The 23,260-nt window shown below is 37.3% G+C and carries 22 protein-coding genes; all 22 read right to left on the minus strand.

Annotation, left to right across the window (positions count from 1 at the left end; genetic code table 11):
* Positions 1-11 precede the first annotated feature (11 nt).
* The 22 genes from AC4PID_RS02410 to AC4PID_RS02515 all read right to left on the minus strand — a co-directional run bounded on the left by AC4PID_RS02410 (position 12) and on the right by AC4PID_RS02515 (position 23,154).
* Positions 12-449, minus strand: coding sequence for a SoxR reducing system RseC family protein (locus AC4PID_RS02410; RefSeq protein ID WP_492133996.1), 438 nt, complete (start codon positions 447-449; stop codon positions 12-14).
* 30 nt (positions 450-479) lie between these two features.
* Positions 480-2,273: an aspartate--tRNA ligase gene (aspS, locus tag AC4PID_RS02415; protein WP_492133997.1), complete on the minus strand. Its 1,794-nt coding sequence runs from the start codon at positions 2,271-2,273 to the stop codon at positions 480-482.
* Between the two features lie 14 nt (positions 2,274-2,287).
* On the minus strand, positions 2,288-3,751 hold the full coding sequence (gene hemZ, locus AC4PID_RS02420) for a coproporphyrinogen dehydrogenase HemZ (RefSeq protein WP_492133998.1): 1,464 nt from the start codon (positions 3,749-3,751) through the stop codon (positions 2,288-2,290).
* 3 nt (positions 3,752-3,754) lie between these two features.
* Positions 3,755-4,384, minus strand: a complete 630-nt coding sequence (locus AC4PID_RS02425) for an MBL fold metallo-hydrolase (protein ID WP_492133999.1) — start codon at positions 4,382-4,384, stop codon at positions 3,755-3,757.
* Between the two features lie 15 nt (positions 4,385-4,399).
* Positions 4,400-4,849 carry a D-aminoacyl-tRNA deacylase gene (gene dtd / locus AC4PID_RS02430; RefSeq protein WP_492134000.1) on the minus strand — a complete coding sequence of 150 codons (450 nt, stop codon included), beginning with the start codon at positions 4,847-4,849 and terminating at the stop codon, positions 4,400-4,402.
* Positions 4,850-4,857: 8 nt separating this feature from the next.
* Complete coding sequence (locus tag AC4PID_RS02435; protein ID WP_492134001.1) at positions 4,858-7,035, minus strand: RelA/SpoT family protein; 2,178 nt, start codon at positions 7,033-7,035, stop codon at positions 4,858-4,860.
* 132 nt (positions 7,036-7,167) lie between these two features.
* The gene (locus AC4PID_RS02440) at positions 7,168-7,686 is read right to left on the minus strand and encodes an adenine phosphoribosyltransferase (protein ID WP_492134002.1); all 519 of its coding nucleotides are present in this window, start codon (positions 7,684-7,686) and stop codon (positions 7,168-7,170) included.
* A gap of 46 nt (positions 7,687-7,732) precedes the next feature.
* The gene (gene recJ / locus AC4PID_RS02445; protein ID WP_492134003.1) at positions 7,733-10,048 is read right to left on the minus strand and encodes a single-stranded-DNA-specific exonuclease RecJ; all 2,316 of its coding nucleotides are present in this window, start codon (positions 10,046-10,048) and stop codon (positions 7,733-7,735) included.
* A complete protein-coding gene (locus AC4PID_RS02450) occupies positions 10,045-10,467 on the minus strand; it encodes a LapA family protein (protein WP_492134004.1) in 423 nt (140 codons plus the stop codon). Before AC4PID_RS02450 ends, recJ begins: the two co-directional genes overlap by 4 nt.
* Before the next feature lie 162 nt (positions 10,468-10,629).
* The gene (gene secF, locus AC4PID_RS02455; protein ID WP_492134005.1) at positions 10,630-11,517 is read right to left on the minus strand and encodes a protein translocase subunit SecF; all 888 of its coding nucleotides are present in this window, start codon (positions 11,515-11,517) and stop codon (positions 10,630-10,632) included.
* Positions 11,518-11,522: 5 nt separating this feature from the next.
* The gene (gene secD / locus AC4PID_RS02460; protein ID WP_492134006.1) at positions 11,523-12,818 is read right to left on the minus strand and encodes a protein translocase subunit SecD; all 1,296 of its coding nucleotides are present in this window, start codon (positions 12,816-12,818) and stop codon (positions 11,523-11,525) included.
* Positions 12,819-12,830: 12 nt separating this feature from the next.
* Positions 12,831-13,337 (minus strand): gamma carbonic anhydrase family protein, encoded by a 507-nt coding sequence (locus AC4PID_RS02465; RefSeq protein WP_492134007.1) that lies wholly within the window; start codon positions 13,335-13,337, stop codon positions 12,831-12,833.
* 97 nt (positions 13,338-13,434) lie between these two features.
* Positions 13,435-14,793: a thioether cross-link-forming SCIFF peptide maturase gene (scfB, locus tag AC4PID_RS02470; RefSeq protein ID WP_492134008.1), complete on the minus strand. Its 1,359-nt coding sequence runs from the start codon at positions 14,791-14,793 to the stop codon at positions 13,435-13,437.
* A gap of 71 nt (positions 14,794-14,864) precedes the next feature.
* Positions 14,865-15,005 carry a six-cysteine ranthipeptide SCIFF gene (gene scfA, locus AC4PID_RS02475; RefSeq protein WP_492134009.1) on the minus strand — a complete coding sequence of 47 codons (141 nt, stop codon included), beginning with the start codon at positions 15,003-15,005 and terminating at the stop codon, positions 14,865-14,867.
* 240 nt (positions 15,006-15,245) lie between these two features.
* Positions 15,246-15,557, minus strand: coding sequence for a preprotein translocase subunit YajC (gene yajC / locus AC4PID_RS02480; RefSeq protein WP_492134010.1), 312 nt, complete (start codon positions 15,555-15,557; stop codon positions 15,246-15,248).
* Between the two features lie 81 nt (positions 15,558-15,638).
* Entirely contained in the window at positions 15,639-16,763 is a 1,125-nt protein-coding gene (gene tgt / locus AC4PID_RS02485; RefSeq protein WP_492134011.1) for a tRNA guanosine(34) transglycosylase Tgt, read from the minus strand.
* Between the two features lie 14 nt (positions 16,764-16,777).
* Positions 16,778-17,800, minus strand: coding sequence for a tRNA preQ1(34) S-adenosylmethionine ribosyltransferase-isomerase QueA (queA, locus tag AC4PID_RS02490; protein ID WP_492134012.1), 1,023 nt, complete (start codon positions 17,798-17,800; stop codon positions 16,778-16,780).
* Between the two features lie 34 nt (positions 17,801-17,834).
* Positions 17,835-19,604, minus strand: a complete 1,770-nt coding sequence (locus AC4PID_RS02495) for a SpoIID/LytB domain-containing protein (protein WP_492134013.1) — start codon at positions 19,602-19,604, stop codon at positions 17,835-17,837.
* Entirely contained in the window at positions 19,601-20,644 is a 1,044-nt protein-coding gene (gene ruvB / locus AC4PID_RS02500; protein WP_492134014.1) for a Holliday junction branch migration DNA helicase RuvB, read from the minus strand. Before ruvB ends, AC4PID_RS02495 begins: the two co-directional genes overlap by 4 nt.
* 25 nt (positions 20,645-20,669) lie before the next feature.
* Positions 20,670-21,266 carry a Holliday junction branch migration protein RuvA gene (ruvA, locus tag AC4PID_RS02505; RefSeq protein ID WP_492134015.1) on the minus strand — a complete coding sequence of 199 codons (597 nt, stop codon included), beginning with the start codon at positions 21,264-21,266 and terminating at the stop codon, positions 20,670-20,672.
* An 81-nt stretch (positions 21,267-21,347) separates the two neighbouring features.
* On the minus strand, positions 21,348-22,727 hold the full coding sequence (locus AC4PID_RS02510; protein ID WP_492134016.1) for an MATE family efflux transporter: 1,380 nt from the start codon (positions 22,725-22,727) through the stop codon (positions 21,348-21,350).
* Positions 22,728-22,899: 172 nt separating this feature from the next.
* Positions 22,900-23,154, minus strand: a complete 255-nt coding sequence (locus AC4PID_RS02515) for a PspC domain-containing protein (protein ID WP_492134017.1) — start codon at positions 23,152-23,154, stop codon at positions 22,900-22,902.
* Between the last annotated feature and the right edge of the window lie 106 nt (positions 23,155-23,260).

A 23,260-nucleotide genomic window follows, 5' to 3' on the forward strand; every position in this document is an offset into this window, starting at 1 on the left:
CTCCACATTAATTAGCTTAATGGTACCAAGCCTTCATGTTCAGATTGTAAAACTTTTAAAATTTTAGCGGTATATTTATCATTCTTCAAAAATCGCTTATCGTTGAGTTTAATCACCAAATAAGTCAAAGCCATGACAAACACGCCAAAGACAGCGGTCATGATTTCGTTTGATTTAAAGAGACCTTGTCCAACAAACAAGCCTACAAATAGACCAAATAGCGGAATCACATACATAATAAATGCCGCACTAAGGACACCACCTGTCTCCATAGATACTTCTACTAAGTCACCTTCTTTTGCGCTTACAGCATTTTTGGCAATTAGCATTATATCTTTTTGATCATCGCCTAACTGACAAGCGCCGCAATTGCCGCAAGCCGTATGTCTGACGAGTTTCACCCTTGAGTATTCACCCATTTGATTGATTACGATACCAGCTCTATCCATTTCATCACCTCTTGTTTTCAATAACGCCGATTAAGCATTGCCTTTTTCATATGGCGTTAATTCTAGATACAACTCACCGAGTTGTTTTTCTTCGGCAACGCTTGGTGCATTTGTAAGCAGACATTTAGCATCCTGAGTTTTAGGGAATGCAATAACGTCTCTAATATTATCAGTTCCAGTGACCAGCATAACGACTCTATCAAGTCCATATGCAATGCCACCATGTGGTGGCGCACCGTATTTAAAAGCATCTATGAAGAAGCCAAATTTCTCAATTGCCTCTTCCTCTGTGAATCCAAGCGCTTTAAACATTCTTTCTTGAACCGATGAATTGTGAATTCTAATAGAACCACCACCAATTTCATAACCATTCAATACGATGTCATAAGCCTTTGCTCTACAGTTTGCAGGATCTGATTCAAGTTTGTCAACATCTTCATCCTTAGGAGAAGTAAATGGATGGTGTTTCGCAACATATCGATTTTCTTCCTCATCATATTCGAAGAGTGGGAAATCAGTCACCCATAAAAACTTATAATCTTTTGGATCTAGAATGCCAAGTTGTTTTGCAACCTCACATCTAAGCGCACCTAATGAATCAAACACAACACTTGGCTTATCTGCTACAATTAAAACTAAGTCATTATCGCCAACGTTGAATCTTTCCTTAATTTCAGCTACTTGAGCTTCATTTAAAAACTTGTTAATAGAAGATTGCATCTCATTACCTGAAAATTTAATCCAAGCAAGTCCTTTAGCACCATATGTTTTAATAAAGTCTTCAAGCTTACCGATATCTTTTCGTGAATAACGATCTGCATACCCATTAATGTTTATACCCCTAATATCGCCATTTGATGCAAGCGTATCTGCAAACACTTTAAATTCTGAATCCGTAAACAAGTCATTTAATTGAGTAAGCTCAAAACCAAATCGAACATCCGGCTTATCTGAGCCGTATCTTGTCATCGCTTCATGATAAGTGAGCTTTTGAAGTGGTAAAGTTACATCAACGTCCGCTACCTCTTTAAAAATATATTTTAATAAATCTTCATTAATCGCTCTTACATCTTCTTCATCAACAAATGACATTTCAACGTCGATTTGAGTAAATTCTGGTTGACGATCCGCTCTTAAATCTTCATCTCTAAAGCATTTTGTAATTTGATAATATCTATCAAATCCAGATACCATTAACAGTTGCTTAAATAACTGCGGCGATTGTGGTAAAGCATAGAATTTATTAGGATTCACACGGCTAGGTACCAAGTAATCCCTTGCACCTTCAGGTGTTGGTTTGGTAAGCATAGGTGTTTCAACGTCGACAAATCCATGTGAGTCAAAGAATCTTCTAGCTGCTGAAGCAATTCTATGTCTTGTAAACAGATAATTTTGCATTTTAGGTTTTCTTAAATCTAAATAACGATACTTAAGTCTTAATCTTTCATTGGCTTCATCATTATCATCCACATGAATTGGTGGTACTTCTGATTCACAAAGAATTTTAAGTTCCTCAGCAAAAATCTCAATTTGGCCCGTTGGTAGATTAGGATTCACAGATTGTCGCTTCATTACTTTACCAGTAATTGCTATAACATACTCATTACGAATCGCATTTGCTTTTTCGAAAGCAGCTTCGGAAACAGCTGTATCAAATACAACTTGGCAAATCCCAGTTCTATCTCTTAAATCGACGAAGATTAAACTCCCTAAATTTCTTCTCTTTTGAACCCAACCCATTAACGTCACTTCTTGATCAATGTGCGTTTCTCTTAAATCGCCAGCATAATGCGAACGTTTTAATCCGTTTAATGCTTCACCCATATTTACCTCCGCTATTATTTATGATTTATAATTGCCTCTTTTTTCTTTAAAATATCATCGAATCTATCCATATAATCTTCAAGCCCTTTGAAATTTGCAACTCTTTCAAAACGATTTTCATCAGGGAAACAAATTTTTGATACTGCTCCTGCCCCGCAAGCGACAATCGTATGTTTCTCTTCCATTATTCTCATATTATATAAAGACTCATAACCTTCAAGTGCATAGCCGACATTTTCCAGATGACCAATCATCTTCTTTTGGCGATACATATAATAAGGTGTCAACTCTACTTTTCTAAGTTCTTGATCTGAAATAGCAAGCATTTCGCTTACAACTTTGTCGTGAGCCAACTCATATGCTTCTAGTGATTCAATCAGTTTTGATGCTTTCTTAACCGCTAAAGTATGAATGGTTACGTTTTCAGGTTTAAAACTGATAACCTTCGAGATTGTTCGCTTTGCATCATCTACGGTCTCACCTGGTAAGCCCATAATCAAATCCATATTAATGCTTCTAAACCCAACACTTCTAGCAACTTTGAAGGCTTCAACGATCATCTGATCATCATGCTTTCTGCCTATTTGAATCAACGTCTCATTGTTAAAGCTCTGAGGATTAATACAAATACGATCGACACCGTATTGCTTCATAATTTCCAACTTTTCTTTAGTAATGGTATCTGGTCGACCCGCTTCTACAGTATATTCCTTAACCTGACTTAAGTCTAGTCGGCTTTCTATGTTTTGTAACAAAGTCTCTAATTGAGGTGCATCGAGACTTGTAGGTGTGCCACCACCTATATAAATACAGTCTATTTCCTTGTTTGCCAGTTTGACCTGATCTATCGCATAACTAATTTCTTCGATCAAAAGTTCGAGGTATTTAGGAAGTAATTTACCCTTTAATTTCATGTCATTCGATGGAAATGAACAGTAAACACATCGCGTTGGACAAAACGGAATACAAATATAGAGTGAAACCGATTCTTTTCGATTTGGATACAGATGCGGTCTTTCTCTTTTTGCAACTTCAATCATTAAATCAACTTTATTGGGTTGAACCAAATACTCCTCTGATAAAACCATTCTAATGCGTTGCTCATCATAGTCTTGATCCCACAATTCATGTACGATTTTAACGGGTCGAATGCCAACTAAAATGCCCCAGTCAGAAGTTGGCTTAAACTGTCTCTCTAAAAGATGATATAGATTCCGTTTAATTTCATGACGATCTGTTTCAGAGCGCACAAATAAGGTCCTCTCTACAAGAACCTTATCCACAAACATACTTATCTCCACTGTTGATTCATCCGTATTGAGAAACACACCAGTTACACCACTTGAAACCAACTTGTCAAAAGCCTCTTTTGAGTTCGTAAAGTTGATTTGAGTAACAGGGAGAAAAATCTCAATTAAAGCATCTACCTCAAAGTGAATTTCATTTTTATTTTTAAAAACTACCAACTGAACTTGCATATCTTAACCTTGTAGAAATGGATTGCGTTTTCTTTCAAATCCAATAGAAGAACTAGCACCATGCCCAGGATAAACCGCTACTTGATCTTCTAAAATCATCAGTTTATTTAAAATGCCTTGAATCAATTGCTTATGACTACCGCCAGGCAAATCCGTTCTCCCAATTGAACCATAGAATAATGTGTCGCCACTAAATAATACTTTTTCTTTATCAAAATAAAGGCAGATGCCACCAGTCGTATGTCCAGGTGTATGAATCACTTTACATCTTAATCCACCCAATGAAAGGACTTCTCCTTCACCAATGGTGCGATCAGCATTAAGTGCAACCGTAGGACCATTCATTGATTGTGTTAAGTTGAGACTAGGCGTCTTTAGCATTTCCTCTTCATCATGGTGAAGTAAAACTGGTGCGCCGGTTAACTTTTTAAGTTTTTCAACACCACCGATATGATCACCGTGTGCATGTGTTAAAACAATATAAGCAATGTTCAAACCTAAATCTTCAATCTTTTTATAAATTCTTTCAGCTTCACCACCCGGATCGATAACCATACCGATGCGTGTTTCTTCATCACCGACAATAAAGCAATTTGCGGCATAAGCGCCCACAGCTATTTTTTCTAAAATCATTTGACCCTCCAAAAGTTAAAAGCACTTTTTACTATCGACTAAGACCGTTACAGGCCCATCATTTTGAATGTCTACAACCATATGTGCTTGAAACTTTCCTTTTTGAACATTAATACCCAAACCCACGACGGTATCACAAAACTGTTCGTAAAGTGTGTTTGCAATATCGGGCTTTGCAGCACTCATAAAGTTTGGTCTTCTACCTTTTCTACAGTCACCTAGTAGTGTAAATTGTGAAATACAAAGCATTTCACCCCCCACATCTAACAAGGATAAATTCATTTTCTCTTCTTCATCTTCAAAGATTCTTAGATTGACAATTTTATCTGCCATATACTGAACGTCTTTTTCGGTATCACCTTCTTCAACACCTAAAAGCACATTCAATCCTTTCGTTATCTCTCCCACTGTTTCGCCTTCTACAACAACTGAGGAAAAATTAACGCGTTGTACGACTGCTCTCATTTCGCCTCCTAAGAACTAATCCTCTTGACTTCTATCATATCTTCTAAATTCTTGAGCTTTTTCATCAACTTATTCAGTTCTTCAATATCTGAAATTTCAATCGTAATATTAACGATAGCAATACCATTTTTATCGATTTTTGCATTGATCCCCGACATGGTCATATCGAGCTCGTGCATCATCATCGTAATTTCAGAAAGTAAGCCTTTCCTATCTAAAGAAACCACTTGTACGCTAGCAGAATAGGACGTATTTGCACTGTCTGCCCACGATACTTCGATAAAGCGATTTTTACTTTCATCGGTCTTTTCAAAATTCTCACAGTCACTTCTATGAATTGTGACCCCTCGACCTCTTGTGATATAGCCAATGATGCTATCACCCGGTACAGGTGTACAGCATTTAGCAAATCGAACTAGGATATCATCAATTCCTTTTACAACAACACCTGTATCGCTTTTCTTTATTGGTTTTTTCTTGTTTGGAAGATCTTCAAACTTTTCAACCTCAGTCTTCTGTTTTGCAAGCTCTTCTTTTTGCTCTTTGAAAAACTTTTCTTTTATTTTAGGTACAACTTGACTGGTTAAGATACCGCCATAGCCAATCGCATTGTACATATCTTCTATAGACTTTAGACTGAGACGTTTTAAAATTGCCTCTAAATAGTCTTCATTTAAAACGACTTTTACAGGTAAATTCTGACGTTTTAGTTCAGCGATTATAATCTCCTGACCCTTTTCTACGTTTTCGTCTCTGCGTTCTTTCTTGAACCATTGCTTAATTTTTTGTTTTGCTTGCGTACTCTTAACAAATTTTAACCAATCTCTCGAAGGACCTTGAGCGGTCTTTGTGGTCATAATCTCAATTCTTTGTCCGTTTTGCAGTTGATAGTTAAGTGGCACTATTCTTCCATTAACCTTAGCGCCTATACACTTATTACCAACCTCTGAGTGGATTTTGTAAGCAAAGTCAACTGGTGTACTTCCAACAGGTAAATCGACAACCTGACCGTTAGGCGTAAACACAAAAACCTCAGTATTAAACAAATCCAGTTTTAGTGAATTCATAAACTCACTTGGATCTTTCAAATCACTTTGCCATTCCATCATCTGTCTAAAAGATGAAATTTTCTTTTCCATTTCATTGTTGGACGTCTGGTTTCCCTCTTTGTATTTCCAGTGAGCGGCGATACCGTATTCAGCAATTTCATGCATTTCACGCGTTCTAATCTGAATTTCAAAAGGTTCGCCATTCCCCATTAACGTCGTATGAAGCGACTGATAGAGATTGGCTTTAGGCATTGCAATATAATCTTTAAATCTACCTGGTATCGGTTTCCATAGGGTATGCACAGCACCAAGTGCACTATAGCAATCCTTAATATCGCTACAAACCACACGAATTGCAGTTAAATCGTATATTTCATCAAACTCTTTATGTTGGAATTTCATTTTCTTATAAATACTATAGAAATTCTTTGGTCTACCATATATCTCAAAATCTAAGCCTAGCTCAGTTAGTGCTTGCTCAATTTGATGAATATAGTCATTAATAATTGACTCTCTCTCTGTTCGCTTTTTATCAACCTTACGAACAAGATCCTTGTACCCTTCAGGATCAAGATACTTGAGACTTAGATCTTCTAACTCCCATTTGATTCTGAATATACCAAGGCGGTGTGCGATAGGGGCAAATATTTCTATGGTTTCCTCAGCTTTTTCTCGCTGCTTTTCAGGTGTCATAGCACCCAAGGTTCTAATGTTATGAAGACGATCGGCGAGCTTAATCAGGATAACCCTAATATCACTGGACATCGCTAAAAACATCTTTCTTAGATTTTCAACCTGCTGCTCTTGTTTTGTTTCATAGTTAATAATCGCGAGTTTTGTAACGCCATCTACAAGCAAAGCAACTTCTTTCCCGAATTGTTTTTGAACATCTTCAAGGGTCACAGAAGTATCCTCTACTGTATCGTGAAGTAACGCCGCGATGATTGTCTCTTCATCCATTTCAAGTTCAGCTAAGATTAAAGAAACACTGGTTGGATGGTTAAAAAAAGGCGTTCCGTCTTTCCTCAACTGTCCTGTGTGCGCTTTGTCGCCAAACTCATATGCCTTTGCAATTCTCTCTAGGTCAAGATAAGGCGCAAACCCTTTAACCTTAATTAAATATCCTTCTAGATTCATCCTCACACCATCTTAAGTATCAATTTAAGTACAAAAAAGCCGGTCAATTATTAAGAATAGTCCGTTCAAGCCAGTTGAACGAACTATTTTATATATATTTTACAGATTTATTTAGTTATTTACAACCATTTTTTATGACTCGTAGTTGATCGCGCTAAACACTTTATAACCATCGAGCACTTTTCTACCATCTAAGAAGTCGAGCTCCATTAAGAAGGTTAAACCTACTACTGTACCACCTAATTTTTCAATTAACTCACAAACTGCTTTAGCAGTACCGCCAGTAGCAAGTAAATCGTCAGCAATTAAAACGCGGTCGCCAGGTTTTATGGCATCTTTGTGCATTTCAAGTACATCTGTACCATACTCTAAAGAATACTCATGTTTAATCGTCTCAGATGGCAATTTCCCTGGTTTACGCACTGGTACAAACCCTTTTTTAGCCAACACTGCAAGTGGTGCACCAATTAAGAAACCTCTCGCCTCTGGACCAACTACAACATCAAACTCAGTACCTTCTAATAAATTTAAGCATGCTTCAATTGCTTGATGATAAGCATCCCCATCACTGAGTAATGTCGTCACATCCTTAAAACTAATTCCCTCTTTTGGAAAGCCTTCGATTACGCGAATTTTAGCTTTTAAATCCATTCTTACCTCCATATTAAAAGACATTGTCTTTATTAAGTCGTTTTTATTATTTGCGCCATCTCTCTTGAATCTGTCTATACCATGCAAGTTGTTCAATATCAATCTTACGTTCTGGACGTGGTAGCCATTCTAATTTTACCTGATCCCCGTTTAAATGATAATTTAGCAACTGCATTTGGGAAAGAAGTTCAAGACAAAGTCGACATTTAACCATACTAAAAGCACCTCGATGGTTAAGCTGCTGCAATTTGGCTTCACGTTTTTGTGCAGCTAATTTATAGAAAATTGCCAGATCTTCTCTCGTCGGAATATGTGACAAAGTATCCATATGATATGCATCAGCAGAATAAACAAAGGCAGATACATAATTAGCGTTCACAGGGAAGATGACCACATCCCAAAATCCTTCTCTTGATTCATTCACATTCAGTTCATTGAAATGAAGCGTATAACCTACAAAATTTCGACTCAATACCGTTTCCTTAAACTTGTTAATACCTTCTTCTGAATAAATAAGTATTGGCAATTTTGAGGGAACAGAAAATATTATATCAAAACTATCTATCGATGTAAAATGTTGTATATCAGGATTGTTATTACTCTCTAAAACATATCTGTATTGCGATGCTTCAAGACGTCTTTTAAGCTGATCATCAATAGGCATTCTTTCTTTAATCATATCTTTGATTAAGAACTGGATGGTTTCAACACCCATGAAATTATTTTTTTCAAGTGTCATTAACAGATGAATTTCTTCATTTTTTCTTAGATGTTTCATAAATTCAGAGCGATTAAAAGCCAACGCGTCGTACACGCGATTGCCATCGTTAACCACCATTTTCAAATGATTTTGTAGCTTACCAATCGTTTTATAATCTTCTATAATCAAATGATTAAATACAAATTGAGGTTTAGGATTCCCCATTCCAAAAGGTTTTAAATGCTCAATGGTTTCAACCAAATCATGGGTCACCATCTTGGGCTCTAAAACTCCATCAACTCTCTCTTGAGAGATAAGCATATACTCTTGTATATGTTCAAATGCATACTGAATCAACCCTTCCTTTAACAAAGGAATATTGGATGCTTTTAGTGAAAGACCTGCAGCTTGCTCGTGACCACCAAACTTTTCAAATAGATGAGAAAAATTCGATAACACTTCATAAATACTGATTCCTTCGATACTTCTTGCAGATCCTTTGGCGTTTTCACCATCACTATTGAGTATAATGGTTGGTCTTGAGTATTTATCGGAGAGCTTTGAAGCGACGATACCAATGATGCCAGTATGCCAGTCTTCCCCTACGACTAACAGGATGCGCTCAAGGTCCAAATCAATATTTTTCTGAATATACGCTTCTGCACTTTCTAAAATTTCGCGTTCTTGACTTTGTCTCTCCGAATTGAGCTGACTCAATGCCTTTGCAATTTCAAGTGCACTGAAATAATCCTCTTCCAAAAGCATGTCCACAGCTATACTTGGATTCCCAATCCTACCAGACGCATTAATTCTTGGCGCTATGACAAACCCTATATGACCAGAATTTATCTCTTTTCCTACCAAGCCTGCTTCAGCGATTAATGCTTGTATTCCAGGATTATTGGTGTTCGGCATTTTGGCAAGTCCTATACTGGTAATCACTCTATTTTCATCAACGAGTGGTACAATATCTGCAACCGTTCCAAGTGCTGCTATATCGATGACTTGGTCATAAAAACCGCAAAATTCATCCCCTGTTAATGCTTGAACGAGCTTTAAAGCGACGCCACAGCCTGCTAAAGACTTAAAAGGGTAATCCCCTCTTTTGGGATTAATAACTGCGTGAGCATCAGGCAATTCACCCTGAAACTCATGATGATCTGTAATAATCAAGTCAAGTCCGATTGTCTTAGCGTAATTTGCTTGCTCTAATGCTGTAATCCCGCAATCTACAGTGATAACTAAATTACCACCTTTTTCTTTAATGGTATCAAGTCCTTGATTACTGATTCCATATCCTTCATCAATTCGATCTGGTATATAGTAATTCGATGCAACTCCAATTGACTTAAAGTACTTCATCAAAATAGAAATACTCGTTATACCATCTACATCATAATCGCCATAAAGCCAAATGTTTTCTCCATTATCAATCGCAATCTTAATACGTTCAACTGCTTTTGACATATCCAATAATAAAAGAGGATCCCTTAGATCCTCAATTCTAGGATTTAAAAACCTTTCAACTTCAGCCTGCGACTCTAAACCTCTATCCAATAAAAGCTTTGTTATTAACTGATCCTTATGCCATTCATGACTGTGCTTATTGATAACTTGCTGATCAATGGTCCGTTGTGACCATATGGAACTTTGAAATATCATTGATTACCCACTTCATCTGATTTATTTTCATCTTCTGTCATTTCTGTTTTAGTTATCGTTCGACTTTGTTCAAGTCTCAATTCTTTTATAATACCTTCTCGCTTAGAAAGCTCTAACTCTTTCTCACTGACAACTTGATCTCTTTGACGAATCGCTTCATCTTTTACGGCAATCTGCTTTTCAAGATCTTCAATTTTCTTATTGAGATCTTTTAACTGCTTGCCTTGTTTGATTTTCTTAAACATATCAAATAAAACCACTGTTAAAGCACCTATCAGTGCTGAGATTATAATGACTAATGCAAGTGAAATCTGAGCTTCTACAAAAAATAAGCTCACAGTTACGACTGATGCATTAAAAATAGCAAATAGCGTTACTAAGATTGAAAATAGTAAAATTAGTACAATGTATATTTGCATGATAACCTCCATTTGTTCTTTTATTTTAATTATAAGTCAATTTTATGTATCTGTCGAATTTTTTGTAAGTTTATAAAAAGCAAATAATGCCGTACAGGAGTTCATACTCTTGCACGGCATTTGAATTAAATGCTTGGTAATAAAACCAATTTTTCCGATAGCTTATTTTGCTGCGTAAGCACCTTTTTTACCAAACTTAGAACGCGTTATTGCCCAAACTGGACTTGCGATAAAGATTGATGAATAAGTACCAACAGCAACACCAACTAATAACGGGAACGCAAAATCTTTAATAGATTCAGAACCGAATACGAAAAGAGCTGCAATTACTAATAACGTTGTTAAAGAAGTATTTAATGTTCTTGTTAACGTTTGGTTAGCAGATATGTCTACTAAAGCCATATAATCTTTTGTTTTTTCACGCTTGATGTTCTCTCTTACTCTGTCAAATACAACGATCGTATCGTTGATTGAGTAACCAACAATGGTTAAGATTGCTGCAATAAAGCTTGAGTTAACACTTTTACCTGTAATCGCATAAATTGAAATTACAAATAAAACGTCATGAACAAGACAGATGATAGCAGCTATACCAAACATACTTTCAAATCGAATAGAAATATAGATTAACATGAATACAGAAGCGATTAAAACTGCTGTGATTGCTCTATTTCTAATTTCTTCACCCATATTAGGACCAAATTGATCGGCACTAAAATCTGAGCTAGTAAGTGGATATTTGCTATTGATTGTGTTAAAAATTTGAGTTCTTTCAGCATTGTCTAAAGAAACCTTTGTCTTTATGATAACGCCTGTTTTTGCTTCACCTGAGTGAACGATGTCTGGGTTTAAATTATAATCTGCTAATAAATCTGTTATATCCGCAACAGAAACTTCTTGATGTAATTCTACTTGAATCATTGTACCGCCAGTAAAGTCGATACCAAGATTTAACCCGTTAAATAACATCATTACAATACCGATTAAGATCACCGCACCAGAAATCGCGAACCAAAGTTTATAATGTTTCATAAATTGAATATTTCTCATCACCATTACCCCCTTGACCCGTAAAGTTTTTTACGATCTGTAAAGCCAAGAGACAGTTTAAGAAGTGATTTCGTCACAACAACTGCTGTTAACATACTTGATATAATACCGATCATAAGTGTCACTGCAAAACCCTTGATTGGGCCTTCGCCAAATGCAAAGAGGATTAATGCTGCGATAAATGTCGTTACGTTAGAGTCAACGATGGTACTCATCGCTCTGTGGAAACCACCGTCGATAGAAGCTCTAAGTGATTTACCCACTTTCATTTCTTCTTTCAAACGTTCAAATATAATTACGTTGGCATCAACTGCCATACCCAGTGAAATAACGATACCTGCAATACCAGGTAATGTAAGAGTCGCATTTAAACCAATCATAACGTAAACTACGATTAATGCATAAAGTGTTAATGCGATTGAAGCGATAACACCAGGAATTCTATAGAAAAACATCATGAAAATCATGACTAAAATAATACCGTAAAATGCAGCTTTAATAGCAGAGTTAAATGAATTTAATCCCAGTGTTGGTCCGATAACAGATGTTTGAATTTCATCCAATTGAACTGGAAGCGCACCACCTCTGATTAACATTGCCAAATTGTTTGCAGTATCATAAGTGAAGTTACCTTCGATAATCGCTTCACCATTTGCAATAATAATTGATGTATAAGGTGCCGAGATTACTTGATTATCTAATACGATAGCAATCTGACCTTTGCCAGTGCCACCGCTTGTTGCTTTGCTAGTTGCATCTCTAAACAAATCAGTTCCTGTTGCATCAAATTTTAAAGCAACAACTGGTTGGTTGTAAGAGTTTTTAGATACGTAAGCATCTTTGATGTTTTGACCTTCAAGAATTTTCTCATATTCAAAATCTGAAGTTGTCATACCTTCTGATGCAGGAGTTGTACCTGTAACCAAGTCAAACTCAAGTAATGCGGTTTTACCAATGACATCAATTGCATCTTGTGCATTGCTAACGCCAGGTAACTCAATTCTAAGTCTCTTTTCGCCTTGTAAAGTAATTACTGGTTCTGTTAAACCGAGTTCATTGATACGGCGACCAATAATTTCTTTTGTTTGTTGCATCGTTCTAGCCAAATCATCGCCTGTTTCATCAGTTATCGCTTCATAAACGACGCTGACACCACCCTCGATATCCAAACCGAGTTTTAATTCGTCTCTTACAGGAGCGATAGAAAGTTTGCCAATGGTTACACCTTCAACTGCCACATAAGCCAGGCCTGCAATAAGTACGACGATTAGGAAAAACAAGATCGTGTTTTTTCCTTTCATGTTGAATGCCTCCTATTTTGTTTTGTAATGCTGTGACAATTCCACGTAGTTTTTTGCAGATTGCTTTATGTGTTCAATCTCTTCTTCGGATAAGGTTCTAACCACTTTCGCAGGTGAACCCATCACCAAAGAACCTGATGGAATTCTCTTTTTAGGTGGCACCAGTGAACCGGCACCTATGATAACGTTTGATTCAATATAAGCACCATCAAGTACAATCGCACCCATACCAATTAAAACATTATTTTCGATCGTGCATCCGTGACAGATGGCGCGATGTCCTATGGTAACGTCTTTACCGATCGTCGTTGGAAATCCTTTGCTCGTATGCAAAACACATAAATCTTGAACATTGGTACCCTCTCCTACAATAATTGGTTCTACGTCACCCCTAACTACTGTATTATACCAAATGTTAGCGCCTTCTTCTACAACAACTTGACCTATAACTTCTGCGGAGTTTGCAATAAAGCTGTTTTCACTGACTTTTGGGACAAATCCCTTAATTTCAATTAGCATGATGGCTCCTTTCCTTGGATAATCCAAAATGTTTTTCAGTTTAACTCTCAAAAGAAAATCAAAATGAAGTAGGATGACTTCATTTTGACTGACTGAATTACTCTTCTGTTTGATTCATTTTACCATAGAGGTAAAGCGAGCTTTCAATTCTCTTTTTCTCAAGTTCACAACCAATATCATAAGGTACAAAGATATCGTTGTTAAAATTGTAAGCATTTGCATGACAGCCACCTGAGCAATAGAATTTCGCCCAACAGCTTCTACATTTTTCTTTATTATAGACATGTGCATTTTTAAATTGGTTGGTTAAACCAAAATCTAAAACACCCGCCATTACATTACCCATTTTAAAATGATCGTCTCCAACAAACTGATGACATGGATAAATATCACCTTCTGGTGTAACCGCTAAATACTCAGATCCAGCACCGCAGCCAGACAATCTTTTAACGACACAAGGTCCTTGACTCATATCAATTGCAAAATGGAAAAACGAGAAATCATTGCCTGCGTTATGTCGAACAACCATTTCTTCTGCAAGTCTTTCATATTCTGTTTTTAATACATCGAGGTGTTCTTCTGTAATTGCATATGCATCAGTGGGCTTTGCGACCACCGGTTCAACCGATGTACTTTTAAACCCTAAATCTGCTAAATGAATCACGTCTTTTGAGAAGTCTAAATTATTGCTTGTAAAAGTACCTCTTACATAATAAGATTTGCCTTCTCTTTTTTCTACCAATTTCTTAAATTTGTCAACGATGATGTCATAAGTGCCACCGCCGCTGATTGTATATCTCATTTTATCATTTACTTCTCTTCTACCATCGATACTAAGTACGACGTTCGACATATTTTCATTGATGTATGCCATGTTTTCATCATTTAACAAAACACCGTTTGTAGTGAGTGTAAATCTAAAGTTTTTATTGTGAATCGGTTCTAGGCTTCTACCATAAGCAACCAATTGCTTCACCACTTCAAAGTTCATTAATGGCTCGCCACCGAAGAAATCCACTTCTAAATTGCGTCTGTTCCCAGAATTGGCAACTAATAAATCCAGTGCTTTTTTACCAACTTCATAAGGCATCAATGAACGATCACCTTTAAAATCGCCTTGTGACGCAAAACAATAAGCACATCTGATGTTACAGTCATGAGCCACATGTAGACATAGCGCTTTGATAACAGGACTTCTATTATTAAACTCTATAGAATTTACATAGGCATCGTCCGTATAGAGCATATCATTATCGATTAAATAGTCGATTTCTTCTAGTGTTTCTTTTATTGAAGCTTCCGGATACTTATCCTTAAGCATGCGAATAACAGAAACAGCATTGTTTTGCGGGTAGTATTCTAGTGCGTCGAATACGATTTCATCTATGATATGCACAGCACCGCTATTAACGTCTAAAACAAAGAACATATCGCCTTGTTTAAATTTGTGGATCATTGTTACCTCCTAATTTCATTGCAAGAAGAAAAGCAGCTGTAGGCTGCTCTTTTAAGAATAGAATCATTCGATTATTTTCTTTCACACTCTTGGTTTCCTACAGTACAAGAAGTCTTACATGCTGATTGACAAGATGTTTGACATTCGCCACAACCGCCGTGAGCTGCTGAGCTTTTTAAAGAACCAGTATTAATTGTTTTTATATGTTTCATTACGCTAACCCTCCCAAAACTTTAGATACTTAACTTCATACCATTTTGATAAAATACAAGCTATTATACCATGCTTTTAGCGATTAGAAAAGAGTATTTGTTCGTTCAAGCTTTGACGAAATTGTGGTTTTAAAAATTTTTAGAACATCGAGTCTTTAGATTTTGTCAAATGCAAGATTATAACTAAAAAAAACCGAATCCATATTGAGGATTCGGCATTGTACTATTGGTTAATAATGACTATTCTTCGATTTCGTCATCCTCTACTACTTGTACAGCAGCATCACTTGCTTTTTCGATAGAAGAAATCGCCCATTTTTTAAAGGTTAATTTCGTTCTTGCTGCACCAACTTCGATAACGAATTCATCTTCTTTTACTTTTACCACTGTGCCTACGATACCGCCGATCGTTACTAAAGTATCTCCAGCTTTGACACTGCCTCTAAGATCATTTAATTGTTTGGTTTTTTTCTTTTGTGGTCTGATAATTAAAAAATACATTAGGACAAAGAAAAATCCCATATAAGCAATCAATCCAACCGTACTATTCATTCTATATTCTCCTTTAACAATTCTTAGTCTGCCATTAAAAACAGCATCATTTACATAACATTATATCAGAATTTCAATTGATTACAATTCTGAATCGCCATAATATTTTGCGAAGAATTCATTTCTAAAGTCCATTAAACGATCTTCCATGATGGCTTGACGCACTTGTTTCATAAGGTTTAAGAGAAAATGAAGGTTATGTGTAGACAACAATCTTGACGAAAGAATTTCATCTGCTTTATAAAGGTGTCTGATATATGCTTTCGTATAGTTTTTGCAACAATAGCAGTTGCATTCTGGATCAAGTGGTGAAAAGTCCCTAGTATATTTCGCATTTTTTATAACGACTTTACCTTGTGAGGTCATAGCAGTACCATTTCTTGCGATACGTGTTGGAAGGACACAGTCGAACATATCGACGCCTCTTATAGCACCTTCGATAAGCGCATCTGGACTACCAACGCCCATAAGATACCTCGGTTTATCTTTTGGTAATAACGGCGTTGTATAATCAAGCACTTCATACATCAGTTCCTTTGGTTCTCCAACACTAAGACCACCTATAGAATAGCCTGGAAAATCAAGAGCAACTAAATCAGCAGCACTTTTTTCTCTTAAGTCTCTATACATACCCCCTTGAACGATTCCAAAAAGCGCTTGGTTTTCAGTATTGGTAAAAGCTTCTTTACATCTTACTGCCCATCTTGTGGTTCTTTCCATGGATTTTTTAACATAATCATAATCGGCGGGATAAGGTGCACACTCATCAAATGCCATGATAATATCTGCACCTAATGCAGTTTCTACTTCCATAACGCGTTCTGGCGATAAAAAGTGTCTACTACCATCTAGATGTGATTGGAAGGTTACGCCTTCTTCTGTGATTTTTCTTAATTCACCTAAGCTAAATACCTGAAATCCACCACTATCGGTTAGAATAGGACGATCCCAGTTCATGAATTTGTGTAGACCACCTGCCTCTTTTACAAGTTCGTGACCTGGTCTTAAATAAAGATGATAGGTATTTGAAAGAATAATTTGTGCTTCAATTTCTTTTAGCTCTTCAGGTGTCATCGCCTTTACGGTTGCTTGTGTGCCGACAGGCATAAATATCGGGGTTTCAATGATGCCGTGAGGTGTGTGTAAACGCCCTAATCTCGCACCCGTTTGTTTGCACTCTTTTATCAGTTCATATCTAATCGCCATTACAATACTCCTTTTTACAAAATCAGCATGGCATCGCCAAAGCTAAAGAATCTATATTTTTCATTTACCGCAGTTTCGTAAGCGTTAAGAACAGTTTCTCTATCTAAAAACGCACTAACTAACATAATTAAAGTCGACTCTGGTAGATGAAAATTTGTGATGAGTCCATCTACAACTTTAAATCGATAACCTGGATAGATAAAAATTTCAGTCCAACCACTTTGAGCTTTGACAATTCCGTTATCATCGGCAATGGTTTCAAGCGTTCTAGTTGAAGTGGTTCCAACGGAGATAATTCTACCACCATTCGCTTTAGCTTCATTAATAATCTGTGCATTCTCATCATCTAGTTCATAATACTCTGAGTGCATTTTATGTGAATTAACATCATCCACTTTAACGGGTCTAAATGTCCCTAGGCCTACATGAAGTGTAACAAAGGCAAGTTTTACACCTTTAGCTTTTATTTCACTTAGTAGTGCTTCAGTAAAATGTAATCCTGCCGTTGGTGCTGCCGCAGAGCCATCATTTTTAGCATAAACTGTGTTATATCTCGTTGGATCATCTAATTTTTCGGTGATATATGGTGGTAGAGGCATCGTTCCAAGTTCATCTAATATGTGTTCGAAAACGCCTTCATAGATAAACTCAATAATTCTTGAACCTTCATCACCTATATCGATTACCTTACATTTTAATCGACCATCTCCAAAAGTGAATTCAGTTCCTATCTTTGCCTTTTTTCCTGGTTTTACAAGTGTTTCCCACGTCGTGAGTGACAATCTCTTTAATAATAAAAATTCAACAACTGCGCCTGTTTCTTTACTGCCAAACAGTCTCGCTGGAATAACCTTTGTGTTGTTTAAAACTAAGCAATCGCCTTGCTTAAGCTGATCGATTACATCATGAAAGGTCTTATGTTCAATCTTTTTCGTCACTTTATCGATGTGCATCAGCCTCGAATTCGATCGTTCAAGTAAAGGGGTTTGTGCAATTAATTCTTCAGGTAAATCAAAATAAAAATCACTCGTCTTCATCGTTAATCCTTCTTTTCGCGAATAAATCCAACACCTAGTGGAGTTGGATTAATTCTGTATCTTTATAATAGTATTTAAGAATTGCTTCGTAATTAAAGCCTAAGTCAGCCATGGCTTTTGCGCCCCATTGACTCATACCGAGACCATGTCCATAACCGTGACCATAAAATACCACATAACCATCGGTTATGTCAAATGATTCAGTAGAATTATACAAATAAGGCTTACTCAATTGTACTTTCGTTTGATAAATATCATCAGATGCCATCAATGCATTTTTATCAACTTTTTTATTGGTAACTGCACCTGATTGATAGAAACTTAGCTCTGAATTTGAAAGAACACCATAAGTTGGATCAATATTCAACGTCACCTTCGGCATCGCGCCATCCTCACCTAAGTTGACTTGTACTGTTAAATTCGTATCTTGAGCGACAGCACCTGCTTTTATGGCTGCCACATCTGTAATCGCGGTATTTGGATCAAAGCTGAAAAGTGTGCTTTTTATTACCGACGCACCTAAAACTGACCTTATTTTATCCTTCGTGACGGTAGCTTTTCCAAGATTGCCTACAAACTCGAACTCAAGTACACGACCACTCTCGGCTCTGCTTAAAATTTTAACCTGTGTCAAACTGCCCACGTTATAGCCAGATTGAATCAGCTTTGCTTCAATATCAGATTTGTTTAGCTTCGCACTCCAATCGGTATTAGGTGCACCGAGCGAATAGAAATCTGTTGTACTTCTTAAATAAGGCAACGTACCCGACCAGACATTTTCTGAGTTATCAGTGATGCCGCCACTACTTGAGTGAAAATACATTGGAATCAACTCACCTTGATAAGCAAGTGCATAGCCATTCGTTTCATCTACAGCTTGATTGCATCTGGGTTTTTCTACAGAAAATCCACCATAAACTTGACTGTTCACTGTCGCATCCACATCAAACCCATAAGCTATATATTTACTGCCAATTGTCAGTGCGAAATTCTTAGAAGCCACTGCCTGTGCCTTCAAAGCTTCTATCGGCCAACTCTCACTGGCTTCTTTTGGTAAGACCCCATAAAGGTATTCTGGCATCGTCACTCGGTTGATAAATGTAAAATCGCTATTTGAAAGACGTTTAATGATAAAACTATTACGATACATGACATCATTAAGTGTAAAAACTGGCGTTTTAAATAGGAACTCACTTTCACGGCTATCAAATGCAAACAAGATTGCCTCTTTGGTGCCAACGATGATTCGTGCGTCATTGGGCTGTGCTACAGTAATGGTTACATCCGTTAATACTGCTTGTATCTGAGGTAATGCGTTATTTGCTTCTATTTCAGTTAGATAAGCGCTTTGAAAAACACGCCATTGATCGTCATACACCAAATAGACTTGCTCAACTTTGGCTTGTAAGTTTGCTACAACTGTGGCTGCTGCCTCATAGGAATCGTAACCTTGTCCAATTTCAATGTGGTAACCACCCTTCACTTGATTATTGCTATAGTAGCTTTCATTTGTTTCAATTAATTTTCGGTTGGAATCAAAAAAACCATCTTTGTAAAAAATCAAATTGGTATACGCAGAAAAATCCAGCACTTGATCACCATTTAAATCCTTAAAATATAGACCAAAGCCGTCTGTACTACTCACACCTATTGGAAACTGATTATTTTGACCATAAAGTAGCCCAACATCGACTTGTTCAAGAGTTGCTGCAAAACTGTCAATGCGTACCATGTTAACCATCAATACAAACCCAATTAAAATTAAAATCTTAATTGCATAATTATACTTTCTCAACAACATCATTCTATGTCGCCTCCGTCTAAACTGTCAAAATATAGCTGATCTCCTGAGATGACAAGTTCATAGCCTAAATGTGCTCTACCTTTATTTGTAATCATTCTACCTCTCGGGGTACGATTGATAAACCCAATTTGCATGAGATATGGCTCATAGACATCTTCAATTGTCGAAGCCTCTTCACCAGTTGAAGCAGCTAGGGTATCCAAACCTACTGGACCACCGTCAAAATTCTCCACGATACAGCTCAGCACCTTTCGATCAACTGCATCAAGTCCAAGTGGATCGATTTCAAGTAAATCTAATGCTTGCTTAGCAATATCTCTAGTAACGTAGCCATCTGCCTTAACCATTGCGTAATCTCTTACACGTCTAAGTAGGCGATTGACTATCCGAGGCGTTCCTCTGCTTCGCATAGCAAGCTCTACTACAGCGTCTTCACCCATTGGTACATGGAAGACTTCAGCAGAGCGTCTTATGATTCCGGAGAGTTCCTCAACATTATATAAATCCAGCTTACAGATAACGCCAAAGCGGTCTCTCAGCGGTGCTGTTAATTGACCCGCACGCGTGGTTGCACCTACTAAAGTAAAGTGCGGTAGCTCTAATCTCACCGATCTAGCTCCTGGTCCTTTTCCAAGAACGATGTCAATTGCAAAGTCCTCCATCGCAGGATAAAGAACCTCTTCTACCTGACGGCTCAATCGATGAATCTCATCTATAAAAAGAACGTCGTGTTCTTTTAAACTGGTTAAAATAGCAGCCAAATCACCTGGTCGCTCTATAGCTGGTCCTGAAGTGATTTTGATGTCGACGTTCATCTCTTCAGCGATTATATGAGATAGCGTCGTCTTGCCAAGTCCTGGAGGGCCATATAGTAATACGTGATCTAAAGATTCACCACGCATTTTTGCTGCCTTCATAAATATATTTAATTTTTCCTTCGTTTTTTCTTGTCCAACGTACTCGCTGATCAGTCTAGGTCTTATCCCTGTATCACCAATTTTATCTTCTTCTGTCAGCTTAGGTGTGATAAAACGATCCATATTGCCTCCACACTCAATTGATTATTTAAAACATAAGTTGCTTTAATGCTAGCTTGATAATTGCTTCCAATTCTAACCCATTGGTATCGATTTGCTTTAAGACACCAGTTGCTTCACTCCGCGTATAACCAAGTGACATCAGCGCTTCTAGTGCATCACTTTGCGTAGTGCCCACTAATGCTGTCGCTTCTTTGACATCTGCTGAAGATAAAGACAACGTCTGCGGCATCTTATCCTTAAGTTCAAGTATAATGCGTTCCGCTGTTTTCTTACCGACACCTTGTGCCGTTTGTAAGGACTTAATGTCCTGCGACGCGATGATGGCAGCAAGTTGACCGTAAGGTAGTGATGACAATATACCGACGCCTACTTTTACACCAACGCCACTTACCGATGTTAATAGATGAAAAATGTTCAGTTCTTCTCTTGTAGAAAACCCCACAAGAGAGATGGCATCTTCTCTTACGATCATTTCTGTGTAGACGATGACCTCTTCACCTGGCGTGGAAAAATCACCAGCAGATACGGAAGAGGTTGCTACTTTATAACCAATGCCATTGGTCTCTACGACGATAAAATCGCTTTGAACATGGCTTAATTTGCCTTTTATATAGTCAATCATGTTTCCCCCTAAAACGGATGTTCGATAGCATTATTATACTTCATTTTTATCGTTTTCGCCATTACAGTCCCGTGACTTTTCTCAGACGCGCTTGGTCAACCACTTTCCTTTTTTATAATGGTATAAAATGACGCTCATATCTACTATTTCGCTGATGATGTACGCAATCAATAGCCCTCTAAAGCTGGTTTTAAGGACATAAGTTGCAACTACACCGATTGGAATTAAAAAGAGCCATCTCGATACTACTGAAGCAATTAAATAAGGCGTGTTATAACCCGAACCGGAAAAGGCTGTGCCAAATCCAAACATTATCGAAAGGAAAATCATCGAGGGTATTAACCATCTGATCAGTAAAGCACCAATAGCGATAACTTCATCATCTTGAATAAATATACCGACGATTGGCTTCGCAAAAGCAAATGCCAGTGTCGCAATAACCAATGTCGCTGCTACGCCTAAGATGGCAGCAGCATGAACCGTTTTTTTAACGCGTTTGTAATCGTTTGCACCTATGTTTTGACCGACGATTGCACTTCCGCCCATGTTAAGGCCCATCAGAGGCATAAAGCACATGTCTACCAATCGAATTACAATACCATATGCAGCGACAAAAGGCGTTCCATAAAAGGCAATCATCTTGAACAATATAAAGTTTGCTAGATTTCTATTTAAGCCTTCAAATCCTGATGGTAAGCCAATTGTAATGAGTTTATAGTCAATTTCCTTATCGAGTTTTAAAAGGTTCCAAAGATTGATTTTGATATAAGTCTTCCCTCTGATCAGTAACCAAAAGGCGATTAAAAACGCAACCGTTGAGCTGATAACTGTAGCCAGTGCCGCACCAAATACGCCCATTCCAAATCCAGGAATAGGTGTGCCAAACCACGTGATAAATGGCAGGGTATCAAACATCAAAAGTGGATCTAGTATGACATTTAATATTGAAACAAAGATCATAATATACAGGGGTTTTTTTGAATCTCCAATACACCTCATAGCTGTATTCACTGTATATGAAGAGAACATAATTGGTAAGAAGAACGTTCTTATATAACCGTAGTCCATTGCTGCTTTAAAAGTAACCGCATCCGCTGTAAAAAAGTGTGTTAATGGCTTTAGAAAAATAAGCATAAAGCCACCGGCGAGCAAGGCCACAAGACCTTTAAATGTAATGGTCTGTTCCACAACTCGAGATGTTTTTTCTAAATCACCTTGTCCATAGCTTTGAGAAATCAGCGATATGGAGCTGGTGCCGATGATGTCATTAAATACGTAAATAATGACTGAGATGGTCCCATAAATGGTGACACCAGCTACCGCTTCGGCGCTGATCATCCCAACAAAAATCATATCCACTACATTAAATAACATTTGCGAAAAAAATCCAAACATCGTTGGTAAAGCCATATAAATTAAATTGCCGTAAATTGAGCCCTGCGTTAAGTCTCTCTGCCTCATGTCCCCTCCAAATATATGTCTGTGAGTCTCTTTAATCATTATAGCTGAATACACAAAAGAACACACTCAAAGAGTTAGGTTAACTCATTGTGTGTGTTCTGTTTGATTGCTTTTATTTGATTACTTCTGTAGATTGATTCCATTTAGTTATCTATCAGGGATTCTGCTTTAACTAGTAACGCTCGCTATCGTCGTAACGATCATCCTCTTCTTCATCTACCTCTTGGAAATCAACTGCGTCTGGATCATACTTTGGTAAAATAATAGCCATGATGATATAGACAAGAATTGGTGAACCAACTCCGAAGAATATAGCAAGTAACCAGATCAAGCGAATTAGGGTTACATCTATATTGAAATAATGTGCTAAACCAGCACAAACACCTGATACCTTAGCTTCTTTTTCATATTTACATAATTTTTTCATGTGACGCCTCCTCGTAAACGAATATTGTCTCTATAGTCACATAATATAGAAATTCACTTTAAGTTTCAAGTGTTCTAGCGGATTCTAAACACATTCTAATCATTTC

Source organism: Fusibacter sp. QWL-12 (assembly GCF_058683495.1).